This is a genomic window from Anaeromassilibacillus sp. SJQ-1, from assembly GCF_046693725.1.
Classification (GTDB): Bacteria; Bacillota; Clostridia; order Oscillospirales; family Acutalibacteraceae; genus Anaeromassilibacillus.
In genome coordinates, this window is the sequence record NZ_JBKEIV010000044.1 from 73,790 (window position 1) to 94,578 (window position 20,789).

Annotated in this window: 19 protein-coding genes and 1 tRNA gene; 16 read left to right on the forward strand and 4 right to left on the reverse strand. The window is 48.2% G+C overall.

The features are described 5' to 3' along the window. Nucleotides 1-5 precede the first annotated feature (5 nt). The 7 genes from rsxC to ACGCCZ_RS11980 all read left to right on the forward strand — a co-directional run bounded on the left by rsxC (nt 6) and on the right by ACGCCZ_RS11980 (nt 5,220). A complete protein-coding gene (gene rsxC / locus ACGCCZ_RS11950) occupies nt 6-1,349 on the forward strand; it encodes an electron transport complex subunit RsxC (RefSeq protein ID WP_054324398.1) in 1,344 nt (447 codons plus the stop codon). After that, nucleotides 1,349-2,320 (forward strand): RnfABCDGE type electron transport complex subunit D, encoded by a 972-nt coding sequence (locus ACGCCZ_RS11955; RefSeq protein WP_054324326.1) that lies wholly within the window; start codon nt 1,349-1,351, stop codon nt 2,318-2,320. Before rsxC ends, ACGCCZ_RS11955 begins: the two co-directional genes overlap by 1 nt. Beyond that, nucleotides 2,317-2,895, forward strand: a complete 579-nt coding sequence (locus ACGCCZ_RS11960) for an RnfABCDGE type electron transport complex subunit G (RefSeq protein WP_054324325.1) — start codon at nt 2,317-2,319, stop codon at nt 2,893-2,895. The genes ACGCCZ_RS11955 and ACGCCZ_RS11960 overlap by 4 nt, the downstream gene beginning before the upstream one ends. Nucleotides 2,896-2,897: 2 nt before the next feature. Beyond that, nucleotides 2,898-3,584, forward strand: coding sequence for an electron transport complex subunit RsxE (gene rsxE, locus ACGCCZ_RS11965; RefSeq protein ID WP_054324324.1), 687 nt, complete (start codon nt 2,898-2,900; stop codon nt 3,582-3,584). Next, entirely contained in the window at nt 3,581-4,189 is a 609-nt protein-coding gene (locus ACGCCZ_RS11970; RefSeq protein ID WP_198945609.1) for an electron transport complex protein RnfA, read from the forward strand. Before rsxE ends, ACGCCZ_RS11970 begins: the two co-directional genes overlap by 4 nt. A 16-nt stretch (nt 4,190-4,205) precedes the next feature. Further along, nucleotides 4,206-5,009, forward strand: coding sequence for an RnfABCDGE type electron transport complex subunit B (locus ACGCCZ_RS11975; protein ID WP_411656135.1), 804 nt, complete (start codon nt 4,206-4,208; stop codon nt 5,007-5,009). Between the two features lie 124 nt (nt 5,010-5,133). Then, nucleotides 5,134-5,220 (forward strand) — tRNA-Leu (locus ACGCCZ_RS11980). Nucleotides 5,221-5,870: 650 nt separating this feature from the next. Here ACGCCZ_RS11980 and ACGCCZ_RS11985 read toward each other — a convergent pair. The 3 genes from ACGCCZ_RS11985 to ACGCCZ_RS11995 form a co-directional block, all read right to left on the reverse strand. Continuing rightward, nucleotides 5,871-6,536 (reverse strand): HypE family hydrogenase expression/formation protein, encoded by a 666-nt coding sequence (locus ACGCCZ_RS11985; RefSeq protein ID WP_082402229.1) that lies wholly within the window; start codon nt 6,534-6,536, stop codon nt 5,871-5,873. Nucleotides 6,537-6,774: 238 nt separating this feature from the next. After that, nucleotides 6,775-6,945: a hypothetical protein gene (locus tag ACGCCZ_RS11990; RefSeq protein WP_411656233.1), complete on the reverse strand. Its 171-nt coding sequence runs from the start codon at nt 6,943-6,945 to the stop codon at nt 6,775-6,777. Further along, nucleotides 6,894-7,193: a hypothetical protein gene (locus ACGCCZ_RS11995; protein WP_143255282.1), complete on the reverse strand. Its 300-nt coding sequence runs from the start codon at nt 7,191-7,193 to the stop codon at nt 6,894-6,896. Before ACGCCZ_RS11995 ends, ACGCCZ_RS11990 begins: the two co-directional genes overlap by 52 nt. A 194-nt stretch (nt 7,194-7,387) precedes the next feature. Between ACGCCZ_RS11995 and ACGCCZ_RS12000 the strand changes: the two genes are divergently transcribed. The 8 genes from ACGCCZ_RS12000 (at nt 7,388) to ACGCCZ_RS12035 (ending at nt 18,607) form a co-directional block, all read left to right on the forward strand. Beyond that, nucleotides 7,388-8,062, forward strand: a complete 675-nt coding sequence (locus ACGCCZ_RS12000) for a response regulator transcription factor (RefSeq protein ID WP_054324320.1) — start codon at nt 7,388-7,390, stop codon at nt 8,060-8,062. After that, nucleotides 8,059-9,405, forward strand: a complete 1,347-nt coding sequence (locus ACGCCZ_RS12005) for a sensor histidine kinase (protein WP_085533151.1) — start codon at nt 8,059-8,061, stop codon at nt 9,403-9,405. The genes ACGCCZ_RS12000 and ACGCCZ_RS12005 overlap by 4 nt, the downstream gene beginning before the upstream one ends. Before the next feature lie 104 nt (nt 9,406-9,509). Further along, entirely contained in the window at nt 9,510-10,493 is a 984-nt protein-coding gene (locus ACGCCZ_RS12010; RefSeq protein ID WP_085533149.1) for a PepSY domain-containing protein, read from the forward strand. Nucleotides 10,494-10,983: 490 nt separating this feature from the next. After that, nucleotides 10,984-11,160, forward strand: a complete 177-nt coding sequence (locus ACGCCZ_RS12015; RefSeq protein ID WP_411656136.1) for a hypothetical protein — start codon at nt 10,984-10,986, stop codon at nt 11,158-11,160. Nucleotides 11,161-11,273: 113 nt separating this feature from the next. Then, complete coding sequence (locus ACGCCZ_RS12020) at nt 11,274-13,643, forward strand: hypothetical protein (protein ID WP_411656137.1); 2,370 nt, start codon at nt 11,274-11,276, stop codon at nt 13,641-13,643. A gap of 540 nt (nt 13,644-14,183) precedes the next feature. Beyond that, nucleotides 14,184-16,913, forward strand: a complete 2,730-nt coding sequence (locus ACGCCZ_RS12025) for an ATP-binding protein (protein ID WP_054324255.1) — start codon at nt 14,184-14,186, stop codon at nt 16,911-16,913. Between the two features lie 18 nt (nt 16,914-16,931). Further along, nucleotides 16,932-17,666, forward strand: coding sequence for a response regulator (locus tag ACGCCZ_RS12030; RefSeq protein WP_054324256.1), 735 nt, complete (start codon nt 16,932-16,934; stop codon nt 17,664-17,666). A gap of 164 nt (nt 17,667-17,830) precedes the next feature. Then, nucleotides 17,831-18,607 (forward strand): DeoR family transcriptional regulator, encoded by a 777-nt coding sequence (locus tag ACGCCZ_RS12035; protein ID WP_054324257.1) that lies wholly within the window; start codon nt 17,831-17,833, stop codon nt 18,605-18,607. Nucleotides 18,608-18,724: 117 nt separating this feature from the next. Here the strand turns inward: ACGCCZ_RS12035 and ACGCCZ_RS12040 are convergent, their stop codons facing one another. Further along, nucleotides 18,725-19,630, reverse strand: a complete 906-nt coding sequence (locus ACGCCZ_RS12040) for a glycyl-radical enzyme activating protein (RefSeq protein ID WP_085533139.1) — start codon at nt 19,628-19,630, stop codon at nt 18,725-18,727. Between the two features lie 170 nt (nt 19,631-19,800). On the opposite strand from ACGCCZ_RS12040, the gene ACGCCZ_RS12045 reads away from it, so the two are divergent. Continuing rightward, nucleotides 19,801-20,775 (forward strand): ROK family protein, encoded by a 975-nt coding sequence (locus ACGCCZ_RS12045; RefSeq protein WP_411656138.1) that lies wholly within the window; start codon nt 19,801-19,803, stop codon nt 20,773-20,775. Nucleotides 20,776-20,789: the final 14 nt, after the last annotated feature.

Genomic DNA, 20,789 nt, shown 5'->3' on the forward strand with positions numbered 1-20,789 from the left:
AAAGAATGGAACTTGCATTTCCGGAAAAGCCATTCAAAACACATGGCGGAGCACATGTGCCGCATCGAAAGAATACGGCACAGATGGAATCGGCTGTCATGCCGCCGCCCACGCAAGTGATCATTCCCATGCAGCAGCATGTGGGAGCTCCCTGTACGCCCCTGGTGAAGGTGGGGGATGAGGTTCTGGTGGGCCAAAAAATCGCCGACAGTATGGCTTTTGTCAGCGCACCGATTCACGCCAGTGTCTCCGGCAAGGTGCGTGCAGTTACCCAGGTGATGCTCTCTGGGGGTCAATATGTGGATGCACTTGTCATCGATTCCGATGGAGAGATGAAGATCTCGCCGGAGGTACAGCCGCCAAAAGCGGATACGCGGGAATCGTTTCTTCAAGCAGTGCGCGAATCCGGACTGGTTGGACTGGGTGGCGCGGGGTTTCCAGCACATGTGAAATTGAAGGTTTCACCAGATAAAAGGATTGACACGCTGATTATCAATGCCGCAGAGTGCGAGCCCTACATAACGGCAGATCACCGGGAAGCGTTGGAAAACTCCTGGGCGGTCCTTTCTGGAATTTATGCTGTGAAGGATATGCTGGAAATCGAACGAGTCATTATTGCAGTCGAGGACAACAAGCCCGACGTGATTGAAACGCTGCGAAAAATGGCAGACAACGAGAAGCTGGACCCGGGGAATCACGTGCGGGTCTTGGCGCTCCATGCCTCCTATCCGCAGGGGGCGGAGAAAGTGCTCATCAAATCCTGCACAGACCGGGAGGTTCCCATGGGAAAACTGCCTGCGGATGTGGGATGCATCGTGATGAACATCACCTCTGTTGCATTCCTGGCCAATTATCTCAAGACAGGGATGCCCCTGATAAAAAAGCGCGTTACTATCGATGGCTCGGCAATCCAATATCCACAGAATGTCATCGTTCCAATTGGCACGCCGATTGAGGAGGTTATCCGTTTCTGCGGCGGGTATAAAGCCCCACCGAAAAAGATTTTGATGGGTGGCCCCATGATGGGTATTGCCATTACAGACGACAGTCTTCCAATCGTCAAGCAAAACAACGGGATTATTTGCTTGGATGAGGAAGAAGCCCGTTTACACGAACCGACCGCATGTATTCGATGCGGCCGCTGTGTCAGTGGCTGTCCGATGCATCTGATACCTACGATGTTGGAGAAATATGCGGAGGCTAAGCGTGCAGAGGAATTGCAGGAATACAGTGTGATGGACTGCATGGAATGTGGCACTTGCGCCTATAATTGCCCGGCGCACCGGCCTTTGGTGCAGGCAATCCGACTAGGAAAAGCCTTGGTAAAAAGCGCGGGAGGGAAGAAATAATGGAGCAAAAATTGATCGTATCTCCTTCGCCCCATCTGCGGAGTGGGGCAACTACTCAGAAAATTATGCTGGATGTCATCATTGCGTTGACCCCCGCGGCCATTGCTTCCTGTATATTATTCGGCGTTCAGGCATTGATTTTGATTCTTACCTGTGTGGGATCCTGTGTACTGGCAGAATATCTTAGCCGCCGAGTGATGAAGCGTGACAACACCATTTTTGACCTGAGCGCGGTTGTCACAGGAATTTTGCTCGCTTTTAATTTGCCGGTTACCATCAGCCCGCTGATCGCAATTTTTGGCAGTGTGGTAGCGATTGTTGTAGTAAAGCAAATGTTTGGCGGTATTGGACAGAACTTTGTCAATCCAGCTTTGACGGCACGCATTGTACTGATGGCTTCCTTTCCAGCGAAGATGAGCAATTGGGTGGTGCCGTTCTGGTATCGCATCGGGAACCCAGATGCAATTACGACCGCTTCGCCGCTCGGACTGCTCAAGCAGGGGGCGGCGGACCAGCTTCCGAATCATTTGGATATGCTGCTTGGCGCACGTGCCGGTTGTTTAGGGGAAACTTGCGCGATCGCTTTGCTTTTAGGGGGCATCTATTTGATCGTCCGCAAGGTAATTAGCCCCGTGATACCGCTTTGTTATTTGGGAACCGTGGCGGTAATCTCGTTGCTTGCTGGCCGCGATGTGATCTTTGAGCTCTTGTCCGGCGGATTGCTCCTCGGCTCCATTTTCATGGCGACGGATTATACAACTTCTCCGATCAACCGGAACGGGCGAATTGTATTTGCCGTCGGTTGTGGAATTTTGACTATGTTGATTCGGATGTTTGGTTCTTTGCCAGAGGGGGTATCCTTCTCCATTATCCTCATGAACATCCTGGTGCCGCACATTGAGCGTATGACGCGCCCGCGTCCGTTTGGGGTCAAAAAGGAGAAAGCAAAGAAGGAGGGGGCACAGGAATGAAAATTCAGGCAAAAGAGGTCCTTCGCCCCACGGTCACACTGACCTTGATTTGTTTGGTAATTGCGGCCTTGTTGGCGGGAACAAATCTGCTGACGAAGGACAAGATCGCAGAGCAGGAGGAGGAAGCTGCCCGAGAAGCGCGTGAGTTAGTGCTTCCCGGAATTAAAGACTTTGAAGAAGCGCAGGTCACAGATGCGGAGGGCGCAAATGTTATTTACTATGTTGGCAAGGAGAACGGAGAAACGGCCGGATATGTATTTACGACCTCTGCCAGCTCGTATGGCGGCCCGGTTCAGGTGATGACCGGTATTCAGGTGGATGGATCGGTGTCCGGCGTGGAACTGCTCAGCATTGATGACACGCCGGGCCTCGGTATGAATGCAGAAAAAGAGGACTTTCGCGCTCAGTTCCACCAGGCAGTTCCAGAATCTGGTGAATTTGAAGTGATTAAGTCCGGCGAAAAGCAGGATGGTCAAATCATGGCGATGACGGGCGCTACCATCACGACCCAGGGCGTGACCGATGCGGTCAACGAGGCGTTGGCCTTGTACGAGACAGTGAAAGGAGGCGCCTAAGAATGGATAAGAAGAAATCCCTTTGGAAGGAGTTCTCCAAGGGCATTGTCAAAGAAAACCCTGTTTTGCGCCTGGTGCTTGGATGCTGCGCAACACTAGCGGTCAGCACCTCTGCGAGCAATGCCATTGGTATGGGTTTAGCGACGACGTTTGTTCTGGTGTGTTCCAATGCGGTGATTTCCATTCTGCGCAAGATCATTCCGGATAAAGTACGCATACCTGCATTTATCACAGTCATTGCAGGCTTTGTGTCCGTTGTACAGATGTTTATTCAGGCCTATTCTCCAGCACTTGATGAGGCTCTGGGAATATATTTGCCTCTGATTGTGGTGAATTGCATTATTTTGGGCCGTGCAGAGATGTTTGCCAGCAAAAACAAGATTGTACCATCCATCATTGATGGGCTGGGAATGGGCGTGGGATTCACAGCCACACTGTTGGTGATGGGGATGATCCGTGAATTTTTTGGCGCGGGAAGCTTGTTTGGTATCCCGATTACGGCGGGCGTTGTCGACCCGATCATTGTATTTATTTTGCCGCCAGGAGGTTTCTTTGTGTTTGGAATTCTGATCGCAGTGGCAAACCGGCTGGCAGGTGAGGGATCTCGCCCGGCAGAGCTCGGCTGCCATGGCTGCCCTCTTGCAGAGAACTGTTCGAAGATTCAGAAAAAGGAGGCTGCTAAGAAATGATTAAAAATTTGGTAGCGATCTTTTTGGCGGCAATCCTTACAGAGAACTATGTGCTCAATAAATTTCTTGGCATCTGCCCATTTCTCGGTGTATCCAAAAAGCTGAATACTGCGACGGGAATGAGCGTGGCGGTGACCTTTGTTATGGTGATTGCCACAGCTGTGACGTGGCCGATTTACATGTATCTGTTGGTACCCAATCAGCTGGAATACCTACAGACCATCGTCTTTATTTTGATTATAGCTGCTTTGGTACAGCTGATTGAAATTGCTTTGCGCAAGTTCATGCCGCCGCTTTACAATGCGCTGGGAATTTACTTGCCACTGATTACTACGAACTGCGCGGTTTTAGGCGTCACTATGTTGGTGATCGAAAAAGGCGCTGCAGATCCGACCTTTGGATATGTACAATCCCTGGTCAATGCATTTGGTTCCGGTATTGGTTTCATGGTTGCAATGGTGCTTTTTGCAGGTGTCCGTGAGCGACTGGAAACAAATGATATTCCAAAATTCCTGAAGGGCCTCCCGATCACCCTGATTGCGGCATCGCTCGTGGCGGTGTCCTTCCTTGGGTTCCAGGGCCTTGTTGATGGCCTGTTGGGTTGATAGGAGGGAGTAGAGAATGAATCAATTGTGGATTCCAATTGTCATTGTAGCGGTAATCGGACTGATTGCAGGGTTAGGGCTTGCAATTGCCTCGATTCTGATGGCGGTGCCAAAGGATGAGAAAGCAGAGGACATAGAAGCCATGTTGCCAGGAGCCAATTGCGGCGCTTGTGGGTACTCCGGCTGTTCTGGCTATGCAAAGGCACTGGCACATGGTGAGGCGCAGCCCGGCCTGTGTGCACCTGGAGGGGCGGAAGTGGCCAAGATGGTTTCCCAGTACCTGGGGTTGGCAGATGTGGATGTAGAGGCCAAGGTGGCAGTAGTCTATTGCCTGGGCAGTTATGACAACACCAGCGACAAAATGGAGTATGAGGGGATTCAAACCTGTGCCGCTGCCGCACAACTGGCAGGGGGCGTTTCCAGCTGCCGTTACGGTTGTATGGGACTGGGAGATTGTGTTCGTTCCTGTGCTTACGGTGCGATTGATGTCTGCAATGGCGTTGCCCATGTGGAACCGTCGCGTTGTAAAGGCTGTTCTATGTGTGTGAAAGCTTGCCCAAAACAGCTGATTTCCCTAGTGCCCTTGAAAAAACAGGCAGTTGTGCGTTGTGATAATTGCGATAAGGGAGCAATGACCAATAAGGTCTGTAAAGTGGGTTGTATTGGTTGCATGAAGTGTCAAAAAGTCTGTGAAGCTGGGGCCGTCAAAGTGGAACATTTCCACGCCACGGTCGACCCGGAGAAATGTATTGGCTGTGGAAAGTGTGTGGAGGCATGTCCTCGCCATTGCTTAACGATGATGGAACATTTGCAGGCATAAGTATAGACTCCGATTCTCTTTTTCTAAAAGATGGACAAAAAAGAGAATCGGAGTTTTTTTAAAATTTATATGAAAAAACTGTTGCTTTTTTGCGAGCAATGTTGTATAATCTTTAACGTTACATGCCGGTGTGATGGAATTGGCAGACGTGACAGACTCAAAATCTGTTGTCAGCAATGACGTGCCGGTTCGAGTCCGGCCACCGGCACCAACTGAAACCTGAACGCAAATTGCGTTCAGGTTTTTTTCATGGAATCCAGCATTGAAATTTATAATATCTTCGTACACTTACCGTGTATATTATAGAGTTCCCGTGTGAGATGGTTTTAGAAAGCATTGAACAATTAAAAAATGTTTTATCTATGGACGCTAGATACAAGAAGAAAAGAATTAGAAATATCCAGTATCACTCACGGAATCCTCGTGTTTAGCCTGTTCGTACTCTTGAGCATATGCTATTACAGAGGTGAAACAGATGATTATGATTGCAACAATACGTGAAGTTTGGGCTAACCGTCTTTTGGTAAGAGATCATGCTACGGGTCAGGAAGTGATGGTAAATACTGATTGCACGAAGTGCCTCTCGGCGGGGGATCGAGTGGGGATTTGGTACAATGGTGTGATGACCAAAAGTCTCCCACCTCAGATCTCTGCAATTCGAATTCGAAGGCTCTTTTCTTGTAAAAATTGTGTCTGTTAATCATATTGGAACTTAAAGAACTACAGGATAAGGCCTAAGAAATTATGAAGTGCATCGGACTATAGCAAAGCAACTGTTTTTCTAATAATTTATGAAGAATCTATTCAGGATAGTCATAAGACAGTAGTTGCTTTTTGTTCCTTATGTATCCAAAATTAATTTTATAAGTGGCAAATTGAAAGGTGTACTGCATTCCATGATACTATGCAGTACACCTTTCGTCTGATTTGGAATATGTCCTTATGCCTTTCCGCAATTCGAGGCAATTGTGCTCCGGTAAGTTTCCCGAGGATGCGGCTTCCACCGAATGTGGTATGAAGGATAACGCGTCCAGGCCGACTTTCTGTCACACGGCCAATGACAGTAGCACCATCTTCTCCGGGAGTATGATGCCTGGCATCCAATACGGTGGCAGCATGTTCCAGGGAAACGACAGCCAGCATACGTCCCTCGCAGGCGTTGTAAAGCGGGGCTAACCCCAAAAGCTCACAAGATGCAGCAACGCCGGGATCAACAGGAATAGATTCTTCTTCTAATTCGATCGTCCGTGGACGGTTCTCAACAAATTCATTGAGTGTTGTAGCGATCCCGCCACGAGTAGGGTCGCGTAAAATACGCACACCACCAACTTGTAATGCCGCAGCACTGAGCGGATGGAGTGGAGAACCGTCGGAATACAGCTTGCCCTCAAAGGGGATTTCTCCCCTTGCCGTACAGCTGCACCATAGCATCCCACACTTCCACTGATTAAAACGACATCTTCCGCACGAATTGATTGATAGGATAAACCGGACACCACGGTGAACCGATTCCAGCAGTGTTGGCATAAAGGCCGTCCCCTTTTCTACATTCAACCACCTTTGTATCGCCAGTGACGATTTGTACGCTTACCTGCTTTGCAATGCCTGTAATGGATTGTACAATTTCTTTGAAATCTTTTTGAAAAACACGCCGCCGGAGAGGACTATCGGTAGTCTATCCGGGTTTAGAACGCGGCACTGCTCAATGCCATCCGGCGCAAGACATCCATAAAACCGCGGGCAATCGCAGCAGGATTTGTTTGAATCACAATGTCCCCCACAATTGCACGGAGTAGGGGACGCGTGTCAAATAGGCGAAGTCCATTTTTTCATAGAACTCCACTGGATACCATCGACCAGGAATATCGTTTTGAGCCAACGTTTTCAAAAGAGAGGCTTCCTGTCCCTCATAATGGACATATTGTGGACTGGCCAAGAGCTATAGAATTCCATCGAATAGCCGCCCGATGCTGCTAGCTTCTGGATATGCTGGCGTTTATTCAAAATGGCGAAAAAAGCTGTTTGGCTTTGTGGTGAGCAGGATGTGCCTTTGAGGGAAAGGTCTGCATTCCATAGAAGCGAGAACGCGATCCTGCCAATCTCCCGAACAGTTGCATCGCCCCAGGGAAGAAAAATTGGACGAATTGAGCCACAATGGGAAAATGTTTGATAATCTCCAATCAAAAATTCTCCACCCCAAATGGTGTCATCCGTGCCGAGGCTGGTTCCATCTCAAATCATCCCAAATGATGGTCCGGGTAGATTATGGTCCGCTAGTCAAATCCTTTTTTTATTGTGTGAAACTCTGGATAAATAAAATTAGGGCTTGATTGGATACGCAGAATGTATCATAATAGTCGTAAATTGGAGGGAATTATATGAGAATTTTTGTGGTGGAGGATGAACCCGAACTGAATCATCTGCTTGTAAAACAGCTACAGGCCGCACATTATAGCGTAGACAGCTGTTTTAATGGGACGGATGCTCTGGATTATTTACGCTGTGCGGAATATGATGCGATTGTCCTGGATATTATGTTGCCAGGAATTAGCGGGCTGGAAGTGCTTCGAGAGTTACGCAGTGGCGGCGACAAGACACCCGTACTTTTGCTGACGGCTAGGGACGGAATTGAAGACCGTGTCACTGGGTTGGATGCTGGGGCAGACGATTATTTGGTAAAGCCATTTGCTTTTGATGAGCTTTTGGCTCGTCTTCGTGTAATGATTCGCCGGTTGTCAGACAGCACAAGCGATGTGTTTTCTGTGGCAGACTTGACGGTGGACTGTACGGCCCGTACTGTTCAGCGAAACGGACAAGTGGTGTCATTGTCCAGCAAAGAATTTGCTATATTAGAATATATGATTCGCAATAGCGGGATTGTACTTTCCAGGGAGAAGATCAGTCATCATATTTGGAATTACGATTATGAAGGCGGTTCTAATGTGGTGGATGTCTATATTCGGTATTTGCGTAAAAAATTGGACGATGGCTACGAGCCCAAGTTGATTCATACGGTACGTGGAGCGGGATATGTTTTGCGGGAGGACAAATGAAGCGCTTATCAATCCATTTGAAGGTGACCCTGTGGTTTACGCTGCTTATGGTGTTGCTGGTCAGCATCGTCTTGGCTTTTTTGTTTTATACGGGTGCTCAGTCGGCACTGGAAGAAACAAAGAGCCAGATGATGGATATGGTGGCCGCAGGATGGCGGGAGATTGACGCAGACGACGGGGAAATAGAAATCGATGATGATTTGGAATATTTTAAGGACGGTATCTATCTTTCGGTGTACGATGCCGGTGGTGTACCGCTTTACGGTTCTGTTCCAAGGGACTTTGACAATTCGGCAGTATTTGCTCCCGGTCAATTGCGAACCATTCCCAGTATGCAAAAAAGCTGGTATGTATATGATGAACAGAACACGATTTATGGATATGGCACTGTATGGATACGCAGCGTGTCGGCAGCGAATCAAGTAGATTCAACGATTTCGACACTCTACCGTCTGGCGCTGATTGTCCTGCCGTTTTTTGTGTTGTTTGCGGCAGTAGGCGGCTATTTCATCACACGCCGTGCTTTTCAGCCAGTGCGGCGAATCATTCAGACCGCGCGTGAAATCGGAGAAGGGAACGACCTATCTCGCCGTATTGCACTCGGCCAAGGACGGGATGAAGTTTATACCTTGGCCGCGGAGTTTGACAGTATGTTTGCGCGGTTGGAAAAGGCTTTTGAGAGGGAAAAGCAGTTTACCTCCGATGCTTCACATGAATTGCGAACGCCAACAACAGTGATTATTTCTCAGTGTGAATATGCTCTTGAGCGTGCAAAAACATTGGATGAAGCAAGGGAGGCGTTGCATGCAATTTTAAATCAAGCAGAAAAAATGGCTGTCATGATTTCTCAGCTATTAATGCTTGCACGTGCAGATAAAGCTCATGGTAAGATGCAGTTTGAAACAGTTAACCTCAGTGACTTAGCCATGATGGTTGTGGAGCAACAACAGGAGAACGCCAGTATGCGGCATATCCAATTGGAGACACATATTGAGCCCGATGTTGAGATGCAGGGCGATGAAACCATGTTGATGCGTGTGTGGATTAATTTGATTGAAAATGGAGTGAAATATGGTAGAGAAGGCGGATGGTTGCAGATAACTTTGCAAAAAAAACAAGGGCTCATCATCGGTTGTGTACAAGATAATGGTATCGGAATTGCTCCAGAAAACTTGGAAAAAGTTTGGGAGCGGTTTTGGCAGGCGGATTCCGCGCGCAGTGCCAGCGGCGCAGGACTGGGCCTTTCTATGGTAAAATGGATTGTTCAGGCACATGGAGGGAATATCCAGGTGGAGAGTGTTCTCGGCCAAGGCTCGGCTTTTACATTTTCGTTTCATGCTTAGAAAAATTAAAAAAACATACATCTTTTAATGAAGCTTTAATCTTTGCTGGATATACTGAAGACACAAAAGCAAATGAAATACATTTTGGAAAGGATGTATGATGTATGAATAGAAAGAATTTATGGATTGCAACTTCTGCCGTGATTCTTAGTTTGGCACTTTTTACCGGGTGTGGGTCGCCTGTGTCAGATACAGCGTCCAATGCTTCTGGCGCGGGAACGACGGTCGCACCAGTGGCTTCGCCCTCAAGCAATGTTTCGGCAGGAATTGCGGGTAATGCTTCAGGCGACTATATCACGGAACAAGAGGCAAAGGATCTTGCATTGAAGAACGCTGGTTTTGCTGAAGACGAAGTGCAGTTCATTCGGGCACGCCTAGATTATGATGACAATCGCGCAGAATATGACATTGAATTTGTGGTTGGCAATGAAGAATATGATTATGACATCGATGCAGTAACAGGAGAAATCCTCTCTATGGATCGAGATATTGAACATTATAATTCGTCATCGCAGGTTGCCTCACAAGCACCTGTAACCTCGGGCAAAGAAACTGCTCCGGAGAAATCGGGTAATCAATCATTTACCTCAAGTAGTACGCCTGCCAAAACGAGTTCTTCATCCGCTACAGATTCATATATTGGCGAAGATGCTGCACAGAAAATCGCTTTAGATCATGCAGGTGTCAGCAAGGACAGCGTGAAGTTTGTCTACACCCAATTGGAAAGGGATGATGGACGCTGGAAATATGAGGTAGAGTTCTATAAGGACAATACCGAATATGATTATGACATCGATGCAATTTCTGGGGATATTCTTTCGTATGACCATGATGCAGAATACTATTCCGCTCCCAGTAATTCGGGATCTTCCGGCGAAGTGTCATTGACGGCAGATGAAGCCAAGCAAATTGCATTGAAACATGCGGGTGTTACTGAAGGCGATGTACAACGGATGAAAGTAGAATTCGATCATGACCATGGTCGAATAAAGTATGAGGTGGAGTGGGACATTGGAAGAACAGAATACTCCTATGAAATTGATGCGAGTACAGGAGAAATTCTTGACTATGAAAAGGACATGGATTAATGAGTCCATGCATCATCAGAAAAATTGAGAATCTTTATATGAAGAGGCCAGGCGGTTCCATATGGAAAACCGCCTGGCCCTTTTTGTGCGAGAATATTTATTCAGGCGCTTATATATGGAATTGTTTCCTTACAAAAAAGAATATACGGGGCCTTATTCTTTCGATTATTACAAGCATTTGTGGGGCCTGTTACATATTTTAGTGTAGGACGGGGTAACCGTCGAAGGTGTATAAGGAGGATGAATCCAATGAACTGTTATGGGTGTAATTTCTCAAACCGAAATTGCCCATGTTATCCAGTAGACGATAACTATGTTGTTCAGGGCCCACAAGGAATTCCTGGTCCTCAAGGTCCACAAGGTCCCAAAGGAGAACGTGGCTCACAAGGCCCCCAAGGCCCAAAGGGGGAACCAGGGTGTCCTGGTCCGATTGGCCCTCGTGGAATGGTTGGCCCCATGGGGCCACGTGGCCCGCAAGGTGTCCGTGGAGATGCCGGCCCCAAAGGAGACCCGGGAGAGATGGGCCCCCAAGGTGTTCGGGGAAATCCAGGACCTATGGGTCCGCAAGGCGACAGAGGACCAGTTGGACCAAAGGGTGACTCCGGCATGGTTGGACCCGCTGGTCCAAAAGGTGATAAAGGTGATATGGGAGAACGAGGACCTATAGGAGCACAGGGTCCACAAGGAGAGCAGGGGCCGCAGGGAGAAACTGGTCCACAAGGCCCACAAGGTGATCGTGGGTGCCAGGGCCCGCAAGGAGAACAGGGAGAACAAGGCCCGATGGGGCCGATTGGCCCAAAAGGAGATACTGAAGCAACGGGGGCAACAGGTGCAACGGGAGCTACAGGAGAGCAGGGACCCATAGGAGCCACCGGTGCGACTGGAGCAAGCCCTACCGTTGAAGTGGGAAACGTAAGTTCCGGAGAAGAAGCATCGATAACAGCGAATGCCACAGAAACCGGGATTAGCCTGGACTTTGTAGTGCCAGTTGGAGCCACAGGAGCAACAGGTGCAACGGGAGCTACAGGAGAACAAGGTCCCATAGGAGCCACCGGTCCAACTGGAGTAAGCCCCACTGTCGAAGTGGGAAGTGTAAGTTCAGGAGAAGAAGCGTCGGTAACCGCGAATACCACAGAAACTGGGATTAGCCTGGACTTTGTAGTGCCAGTTGGAGCCACAGGAGCGACGGGAGCTACGGGAGAACAGGGACCCATAGGAGCCACCGGTCCAACTGGAGTAAGTCCCACTGTTGAAGTGGGAAGCGTAAGTTCTGGAGAAGAAGCGTCGGTAACAGCGAATGCCACAGAAACTGGGGTTAGCCTGGACTTTGTAGTGCCGGTTGGCGCAACAGGGGCGACAGGTGCAACGGGAGCTACGGGAGAACAAGGTCCCATAGGAGCCACCGGTGCAACCGGAGTAAGTCCCACTGTCGAAGTGGGAAACGTAAGTTCTGGAGAAGAAGCATCGGTAACAGCGAATGCCACAGAAACTGGGGTTAGCCTAAACTTTGTAGTACCGGTTGGAGCCACAGGAGCAACGGGAGCTACAGGAGAACAGGGGCCCATAGGAGTCACCGGTGCAACCGGAGCAAGCCCCACTGTCGAAGTGGGAAGCGTAAGTTCTGGAGAAGAAGCGTCGGTAACAGCGAATGCCACAGAAACTGGGGTTAGCCTGGACTTTGTAGTACCAGTTGGAGCCACAGGAGCGACGGGTGCAACGGGAGCTACAGGAGAACAAGGCCCCATAGGAGCCACCGGTGTAACCGGAGCAAGCCCTACTGTTGAAGTGGGAAACGTAAGTTCCGGAGAAGAAGCGTCGATAACAGCGAATGCCACAGAAACTGGGGTTAGCCTAGACTTTGTAGTGCCGGTTGGAGCAACAGGTGCAACAGGAGCTACAGGAGAACAAGGCCCCATAGGAGCCACCGGTGCAACCGGAGCAAGCCCTACCGTTGAAGTGGGAAACGTAAGTTCTGGAGAAGAAGCGTCGGTAACAGCGAATGCCACAGAAACTGGGGTTAGCCTGGACTTTGTAGTGCCAGTTGGAGCCACAGGAGCGACGGGAGCTACAGGAGAACAGGGACCCATAGGAGCCACCGGTGCAACTGGAGCAAGTCCCACTGTTGAAGTGGGAAGTGTAAGTTCTGGAGAAGAAGCGTTGGTAACCGCGAATGCCACAGAAACTGGGGTTAGCCTGGACTTTGTAGTGCCGGTTGGCGCAACAGGGGCGACGGGTGCAACGGGAGCTACGGGAGAACAAGGCCCCATAGGAGCCACCGGTGCAACCGGAGTAAGTCCCACTGTCGAAGTGGGAAGCGTAAGTTCTGGAGAAGAAGCGTCGGTAACAGCGAACGCCACAGAAACTGGGGTTAGCCTGGACTTTGTAGTGCCGGTTGGCGCAACGGGAGCAACAGGTGAACAGGGACCAGTTGGTGCAACTGGTCCAACCGGAGAACAAGGGGCCATCGGTCCAACTGGTGCAACCGGTTCTACTCCTACGATCATCGTTGGAAATGTTACTACTAGTACGGATGGAAAAGGGAGTGTATCGGCTTCTGATACGGAAACTGGTGTCCAACTCGATTTTGTTGTGCCACAGGGGCCAATAGGTGAAACGGGTGCTACAGGAAAAGATGGCATTTCCCCAACAATTACTGTAGAAGAAAACACGACAACAAGCTATAAAGTACGTTTTAAAACGGCCGATCAGGAGTTTGTAAGTCCAAATCTACACTCCACAATGGAATGCTATAATGTGGATTTGTCCACATCGGGTAGCTCCATTGATGTTCCTCTTCAAAGTTTATATTTAACAGCACAATATGCAGCGGCTGGCGCAATCCGTCTCTCCATTCGAGCAAAAAATGCTGCGAAACCTGTTTTGGCAGATATTCGCCGAACAAGTATCTATGATGGCCTTTCAATTGATTCACAGACCTTTAATAACACCACTATTTCTACAACGATTGTAATAGATGATATTGTTTATAGCCAATCGCAGGAAATGCATTGGACACGGATTCGGGAACAAGATCCGGATACAGGTTTGTGGTCTATGTGTGAAGTAAGGACATTTGCTTCTCAGAACGGAGCGAGGACTTCAATATGTGTTGCGTGGTATTATACAGGCGTAACTTTTAAGAAGCCCTAGAGATAAAGAAAATAGAAATTCTGCCAAGGTTCATACCTGTAAAAGCTCCAGACTACTTTTTCGAGAGCGCCTTATACGGTAGTATAAGGCGTTTCCTTTTTATCATGATAAAGAGGAATTCTACAAGCTAGCCATAAGTAAGTATGGAACGGTACAGTCAAAACATATTTTGATTGGACCCGAAGATTCCTTCCATTGAATAGGCCATCCAGCGCCTGCATTACACATTTACTGAAACATAAAAAGGTGATCCATAGTCGGAGCACAAGAATATCGGGTTTTGTGTAGCAAAATTTTATGAATGTCACCTCTTCGAATATAGATGCATCTATGGTATACTAAAAAATAGCGTTTCGATTTGTGCTGTGGTGAGAAGCCAAGAAACAACATCCAAAGAAAATAGTCCCTACAGGAGAAAAACTGAAAGCGTGCATTATCATTGAATGGAGCCGGAACATAGGAATGGAGCCCCGTAGGAGATGGCCTTTATGGGCAGAGTTGTTCTGGTGAGCTTAGTCAAAAAAGAGGACGGTGAATCGAATGGAGGAAGAACGGCCTAATCCAGATCTGTTGCTCAAGCAGATTCAGACGGAAGAAGCGGAGGCCGCCCGAAAGATCGGAAAACTAAAAATTTTCTTTGGGTATGCAGCCGGTGTGGGAAAAACCTATGCGATGTTGGAAGCGGCACATGCAGCCAAAACAGAGGGAATTGATGTTGTAGCAGGGTATATTGAGCCGCATACACGTCCGGAAACGTTGGCGCTTTTGAATGGCTTGGAGAGTTTGCCACCTCTACTTGTTGCACATCGGGGAATCACCCTGCGGGAATTCGACTTGGATGCGACATTAAAACGAAAGCCGCAGCTTGTATTGGTCGATGAGCTGGCTCATACCAATGCGGAGGGATGCCGCCACCGAAAACGTTATCAGGATATTCAAGAGGTTTTGCGGGCCGGAATCGATGTATTTACAACGGTAAATGTCCAGCATATTGAAAGCTTAAACGACATTGTAGCTTCGATCACAGGAATTACCGTCCGAGAACGGATTCCGGACGATGTATTCGATCAGGCTGACCAAGTGGAACTCGTGGACATTGAGCCGGATGATTTGATCGAACGTTTAGAGCGAGGGAAAATCTATCAGCAAAATCAAGCACAGCGCGCACTGGGACACTTTTTTACACGCGATAATCTGGTGGCTTTACGAGAGATTGCCCTTCGTCGAACTGCAGATCGAGTCAATCGAACAGCAGAACGGGAACGCAAGGCAGCAGCCAAAGAAAAACTTCCCACAGAAGAACACATCTTGATCTGTCTGTCAAGTTCCCCATCCAATGCAAAGGTAATCCGTACAGGGGCGCGGATGGCAGAGGCGTTTCATGGAATGTTCACCGCTCTTTTTGTGGAGACACCTGGAACGCGGGAGCTTTCCGGCGAAAACCGAATGCGTTTGCGCCGAAATTTGAAGTTGGCGGAGCAGCTGGGAGCCCGTATTTCAACAGTCTATGGAGAGGATGTGCCGGCACAGATCGCAGAATACGCCAAAGCGAGCGGTATATCGAAAATTGTAATAGGCCGTTCCAACAATAAACGGACTCTGTTTAGCCGGATTCGCAATCCTCAGAGTTTGGTAGACCGGTTGACGAAATTAGCACCTTCGGTGGATATTTATGTGATTCCAGATACACCGGTCAAATATGTTCCCCCATCGCCTCGTTCTTTTCGGAAACCGCCAAAGTTCTCTGTGGTGGATTTTATGAAAACCGTAGGGATTTTGGGAGCGGTTTCGCTGTTAGGCTTGTGGTTGTTTCTATTGGGATTTAGTGAAGCAAGCATCATTGCGTTTTATATCTTGGGGGTATTGTTGATCTCATCGGTCACCAATGGCTGGGTCTATGGCGCGTCGGCTTCGGTGGTCAGCGTATTGGCGTTTAATTACTTCTTTACGGACCCACGTTTTACATTGCAAGCATATGATGCAGAGTATCCAATTACCTTTGTTGTAATGTTTATTGTCTCTTTTTTGACCAGCACCTTGACCATGCGTGTGAAAAAGCAGGCAGCATTGTCTGCATTTCAGGCGCAGCAAACAGAGGTTCTATTAGAAACCAGCCAGAAATTGCAGCGCGCTATGAGCCGGCAGGAAATATATGAGGCCATGGCAGGTCAGTTGCTTCGTTTGTTGAATCGTACCATTATTCTTTATCCGATTGAGATACAAACAAAGGGAGGACGGCGTCTTGGGCAACCGATGCCTTTTCCGCTTGGAAATACAGATGTTTCCCCCTATTTAGCCCAAGACGAGCGCGCGGTAGCGGAGTGGGCGTTTCGGAATAGCAAACATGCCGGAGCAACGACGGATACCCTTCCCGGGGCTCGATGCCTCTATTTGGCTGTCCGCAGTCACGACGAAGTATTCGCTGTAGTCGGAATCGTAATCCCCCGTGACGACGAATTGGACGCTTTCGAAAAGAACCTATTGATTGCACTGTTGGGAGAATTTGCGCTTGCATTGGAAAAGGATCATATCAACGAAACAAAAAATCAAATATCCCTACAGGCGCAGCAGGAACAACTTCGTGCCAATTTGTTGCGCGCAATTTCACACGATCTGCGTACACCATTGACCAGCATTTCCGGGAACGCTGGAATCCTGATGGAAAATGAAAGCGTTTTAGATCGGAAAAAGAAGCGGCAACTCTATACGGATATCTATGATGATTCCATGTGGTTGATTAATCTAGTGGAGAACCTCTTATCGGTTACGCGAATCGAAAATGGCTCTATGAACATTCATGAAACTCCGGAATTGTTGGAAGAGGTTGTCCAGGAAGCCCTGCGCCATATCAATCGAAAGAAAGCAGAACATAGAATTACCTTTGAGCAGGAAGACGATTTACTCATGGCGCGTATGGATTCACGTCTTGTGATCCAAGTGATTATCAATATTGTGGACAATGCAATCAAATATACGCCTCCAGGTTCTCACATTGATATTCAGACGAAGCGCGAGGGAGAGTGGGCCGTTGTGACCATTGCCGACGATGGTCCTGGAATTGCCGATGATGTGAAAAAGCGTTTGTTCGATATGTTTTTTACTACGGATCATACCCACGGGGAAGGCCGGCGCGGATTAGGTTTGGGCCTTTCCCTTTGTAAGTCAATTATCAACGCGCATGGAGGAACAATTTCTGTACAGGATAATATCCCACGTGGAACGGTGTTCCGTTTTACATTGCATGCAGAAAAAGAATTTCACCTTGAATGATAAAAAGGAGATGATGCCATGAAAAATCAACCTTTAATATTGGTGGTCGAGGATGACCGGGCCATTCGAAGCTTGATTACTACGACGCTGGATACCCAGGGATACCGCTATCATGCGGTAGAGACGGGCGCAGCTTCTATTTTAGAGGCTGTATCCCAAAGACCGGATGTGATGATTTTGGACTTGGGGCTCCCAGACATGGATGGAGTGGACATCATCCGTAAGGTGCGCGAATGGTCCAATCTGCCGATTATAGTGGTCAGTGCGCGCAGTGAGGATCAGGATAAGATCGGCGCGTTGGATGCCGGGGCAGACGATTATCTGACAAAACCGTTTAGTGTGGAGGAATTATTGGCACGTTTGCGTGTCTCTCTTCGGAGGGTGAATTATGAGCGAATGCACCAACCGGAGGAGGCGATTTTTCGCAACGGAGGATTGGAGATCGATTATGCAGCCGGCTGTGCGAATGTAGATGGAAAAACGGTACACTTGACGCCCATTGAATATAAGCTACTGTGCCTGTTGGCGAAGAATGTTGGGAAAGTACTGACCCATAACTTTATTCTTCGGGAAATTTGGGGCAGCGCCCTCGAAACCGACACGCCTTCCCTTCGTGTGTTCATGGCAACCTTGCGAAAGAAAATCGAACGTGACCCTTCACAGCCGAAGTATATCCAGACGCATATCGGAGTGGGATACCGGATGCTTCGTATCAGCGAAGAATCCCCTGCCGATGAGACAGCGCAATCATAGCGGTTTAAGATGTTATATTTATAATGGGTGTAGGTCCCGACGTTTGTCGGGGCCACATTGTTTTTTGGCAGTTAAAAAACGGTTGATAGACTTGCAAATGAAAAGATATATCTGGTATTCGTAATCAATTTGTGTTAAAATCTCTTTCAGAGAGGATGAGGCACATGACGAACCGGCAGACAAAAATTTTGGAGATCGTAACAGAGCACAACCGCATTGAGGTGGCAAAACTGGCACAGCTTTTGCAAGTATCCCAGGTCACCACCCGCAAGGATTTGGATCAACTGGAGGCCAAAGGCCTGATTAAACGGGAACATGGTTACGCGCTTCTATGTTCGAACGATGACATCAATAACCGTCTTGCCTATCACTACGAGTTAAAGCGCCGGATTGCACAGGCCGCTGCTAGCCTCGTCCGAGACGGAGAAACGGTGATGATCGAGTCTGGTTCTTGTTGCGCCTTGCTTGCGGATGAGCTTTGTACACGCAAGCGCGATGTGACCATTGTGACCAATTCCGCTTTTATTGCGGGATATGTCCGGCGATTGCCCACAGCAAAGATCATTCTTTTGGGGGGAGACTACCAAAATGAATCCCAGGTGATGGTGGGGCCGGTTGCCCGCCAATGTGCACGGAACTTTTTTGTTGAGAAGCTTTTTATCGGGGCGGATGGTTTCCGAAAGGAGAGCGGTTTCACAGGTAACGATCTTTTGCGTGCAGAGACCGTGCGGGATATGGCTGGACAGGCGGACAAGGTGATTGTGTTGACGGAATCCAGTAAGTTTTCGAGGCAAGGGGTGGTCACACTTTTGCCAACCAAACAAGTTGCAATTGTTCAGACGGATGACGCAATCCCAAAAGACGCAGAGGATTTTCTCCAGCTCCAAAGAATTGAAGTTCGTAAGGTTCCTGGAGAAGAGTCGAATGAGGAGAATAACTGAAAAATGCGCCCCCAATATGGCTCGTGCCATATTGGGGGCGCTTCTCTGTAATTTATAGAAAAGAAAGCTGTATGGGAAGGGGATTGTAAGACCTACATAGGATGCAAAACCTGAAAGTCAGAAATAACAGTCAAAGCCGTTCTTCACAAAAATATCGCGAAATGCTGTTAAATCAGATTCATGTAGCGCAGAAATTCCACGTAGCTGATAATTCCTATTTAAAAAGTCATACTTTCGCTCTCCAAACTGATGGAATGGCAAAAGGTTGATCCGTTTGGCGCCAAGGGGTCTGAGAACTGCACAAAAACCTTCTGCATCTTCTAACGAACTATTGACGCCTGGAATCACCGGAATTCGAACGATTACATCCTTTCCCGCTTGTAGAGCTGTTTTCAAATTCTGAAGAATCTGATCGTTGGGAACCCCGGTTGCCGCGAGATGCTTTTGACAGTCATACTGTTTGCAATCAAATAAATAGAGATCGATATCCGGCATCAGCCGATGAAATACAGAGGCAGGAGCAAAACCAGTCGTTTCGATGGCCGTGGAAATCCCTTCTTGTTTGAGGCGGTGTAACAATTCAGCGGCAAAGTCGGCCTGCATCATTGGTTCCCCGCCCGAAAGAGTGACTCCTCCACCGGAACCTTCATAAAAAACACGGTCCTGTAGACAGATACGGGTCACCTCGTCGACGCTTTTCCATTCCCCCTCCAGGGTGAGAGCTTCCTGGGGACACTTAGCCACACAAGTGCCACAACCGATGCAGCGTTTAAGATCAAAATGGATACAATTCTTTTCCGAATGAAATTGGATGGCGCCCTGTGGGCATGCCTGAATACATTGTTGGCAACGTATACATTTTGATAGATCCCAAAGAATTTGCGGCTTCTGAGCTTGTGATTCGGGATTGGAACACCAGCCGCAGTGCAGCGGGCAACCCTTAAAAAAAACCGTCGTGCGGATGCCGGGCCCATCGTTGGTGCTGAATTTCTGAATATTAAAAATACAGCCTTTACTTTCCATAAAAGTTCCCCCTTTGTCCTCTTGATTATAGCAAATCAAGGACAATTTGTAAAGAAAAATAGAACTGTTTGAATCAAAAATACTTACGAATGTAAATTATGTATTGACATTTGAAGGCACAGTGTTATAATATAGGTGTAACAAAAACGGAATGGCCGCAGATGCATTCTGTGGCAGAAAGGGGCATTCGAAATGGAACAGTACACAATCGGCGTGGATGTTGGCGGGACGAAAATTGCGTACGGTTTATTCGATGGAGAGCAAAACTTGGTGGCTCGAAAAAGGTCCCATCGGACCCAGAGTTGGAAGCGGGGCCGTTTTTTGATGCACTGGCAAAGGACATTTGGGCTCTTATACAGGAACACAATCTAAAAGCGGAACAGATGAGGGGAATCGGAATTGGGATGCCATCCTACATCTTGTTTGAAGAAGGAAAAATTATCAAAACAACCAATTTGACAAAAATCCACGATTTTCCGGCCCGTGAATACCTAATGAAGCAACTCAATGGGATGCGGGTTATTCTGGATAACGATACGCATGTTGCAGCATTGGCAGAGCATAAAAAAGGGGCTGGACGGGGTTTTCAGCACATGGTGTATTGTGCAGTTAGCACTGGAATTGCCAGCGGTATTATCATCAATAATCAGCTCTTCCGCGGCCGGTATGGTTGGGCTGGAGAGACGGGCCATATGCTGATTACACCTGGAAAAGGTATTGAGTGTGGTTGCCGGAACAAAGGATGCTTCATGTCGTACTGTTCAGGGTCGATGATTGTCAAACACATCCGCAATCGAATTGCCGCGGGAGAACAGACGTTGATGACGGAATTAGCGGGTAGCCCTGAGCAGATCACCGCTGTACATATCCAGCAGGCTTTCGATCGTGGGGACTCCATGGCGAAATGGGCCGTAGAACAGATGGCACAATATTTAGCAGTTTGGCTTTATAATCTATACCAGGTGCTAAACATCAATTGTTTTGTCTTTGGAGGCGGCTTGGTCCATTTTGGAGACCGCTTGTTCCCACGCATTCGGGAGTTGTTTGATCAATATAACGGCAATGATTTGCCAGTATATTTCAAATTCGCCGAGTTGGGGGACAATTTTGGAATCATTGGCGCAGCAGAGCTGCTGTTTTCTTAATGATTTTTATCAGT

Bases quoted from the DNA above. Each gene is read 5' to 3' on its own strand.
- ACGCCZ_RS11975 (WP_411656135.1), top strand. From the start codon at position 4,206: ATGAATCAATTGTGGATTCCAATTGTCATTGTAGCGGTAATCGGACTG.
- rsxC (WP_054324398.1), top strand. From the start codon at position 6: ATGGAACTTGCATTTCCGGAAAAGCCATTCAAAACACATGGCGGAGCA.
- ACGCCZ_RS12030 (WP_054324256.1), top strand. From the start codon at position 16,932: ATGAAAAATCAACCTTTAATATTGGTGGTCGAGGATGACCGGGCCATT.
- ACGCCZ_RS12035 (WP_054324257.1), top strand. From the start codon at position 17,831: ATGACGAACCGGCAGACAAAAATTTTGGAGATCGTAACAGAGCACAAC.
- ACGCCZ_RS11955 (WP_054324326.1), top strand. From the start codon at position 1,349: ATGGAGCAAAAATTGATCGTATCTCCTTCGCCCCATCTGCGGAGTGGG.
- ACGCCZ_RS12005 (WP_085533151.1), top strand. From the start codon at position 8,059: ATGAAGCGCTTATCAATCCATTTGAAGGTGACCCTGTGGTTTACGCTG.
- ACGCCZ_RS11985 (WP_082402229.1), bottom strand. From the start codon at position 6,536: ATGCCAACACTGCTGGAATCGGTTCACCGTGGTGTCCGGTTTATCCTA.
- ACGCCZ_RS12040 (WP_085533139.1), bottom strand. From the start codon at position 19,630: ATGGAAAGTAAAGGCTGTATTTTTAATATTCAGAAATTCAGCACCAAC.
- rsxE (WP_054324324.1), top strand. From the start codon at position 2,898: ATGGATAAGAAGAAATCCCTTTGGAAGGAGTTCTCCAAGGGCATTGTC.
- ACGCCZ_RS12025 (WP_054324255.1), top strand. From the start codon at position 14,184: ATGGAGGAAGAACGGCCTAATCCAGATCTGTTGCTCAAGCAGATTCAG.
- ACGCCZ_RS11960 (WP_054324325.1), top strand. From the start codon at position 2,317: ATGAAAATTCAGGCAAAAGAGGTCCTTCGCCCCACGGTCACACTGACC.
- ACGCCZ_RS11970 (WP_198945609.1), top strand. From the start codon at position 3,581: ATGATTAAAAATTTGGTAGCGATCTTTTTGGCGGCAATCCTTACAGAG.
- ACGCCZ_RS12000 (WP_054324320.1), top strand. From the start codon at position 7,388: ATGAGAATTTTTGTGGTGGAGGATGAACCCGAACTGAATCATCTGCTT.
- ACGCCZ_RS12020 (WP_411656137.1), top strand. From the start codon at position 11,274: ATGGGGCCGATTGGCCCAAAAGGAGATACTGAAGCAACGGGGGCAACA.
- ACGCCZ_RS12010 (WP_085533149.1), top strand. From the start codon at position 9,510: ATGAATAGAAAGAATTTATGGATTGCAACTTCTGCCGTGATTCTTAGT.
- ACGCCZ_RS12015 (WP_411656136.1), top strand. From the start codon at position 10,984: ATGCCGGCCCCAAAGGAGACCCGGGAGAGATGGGCCCCCAAGGTGTTC.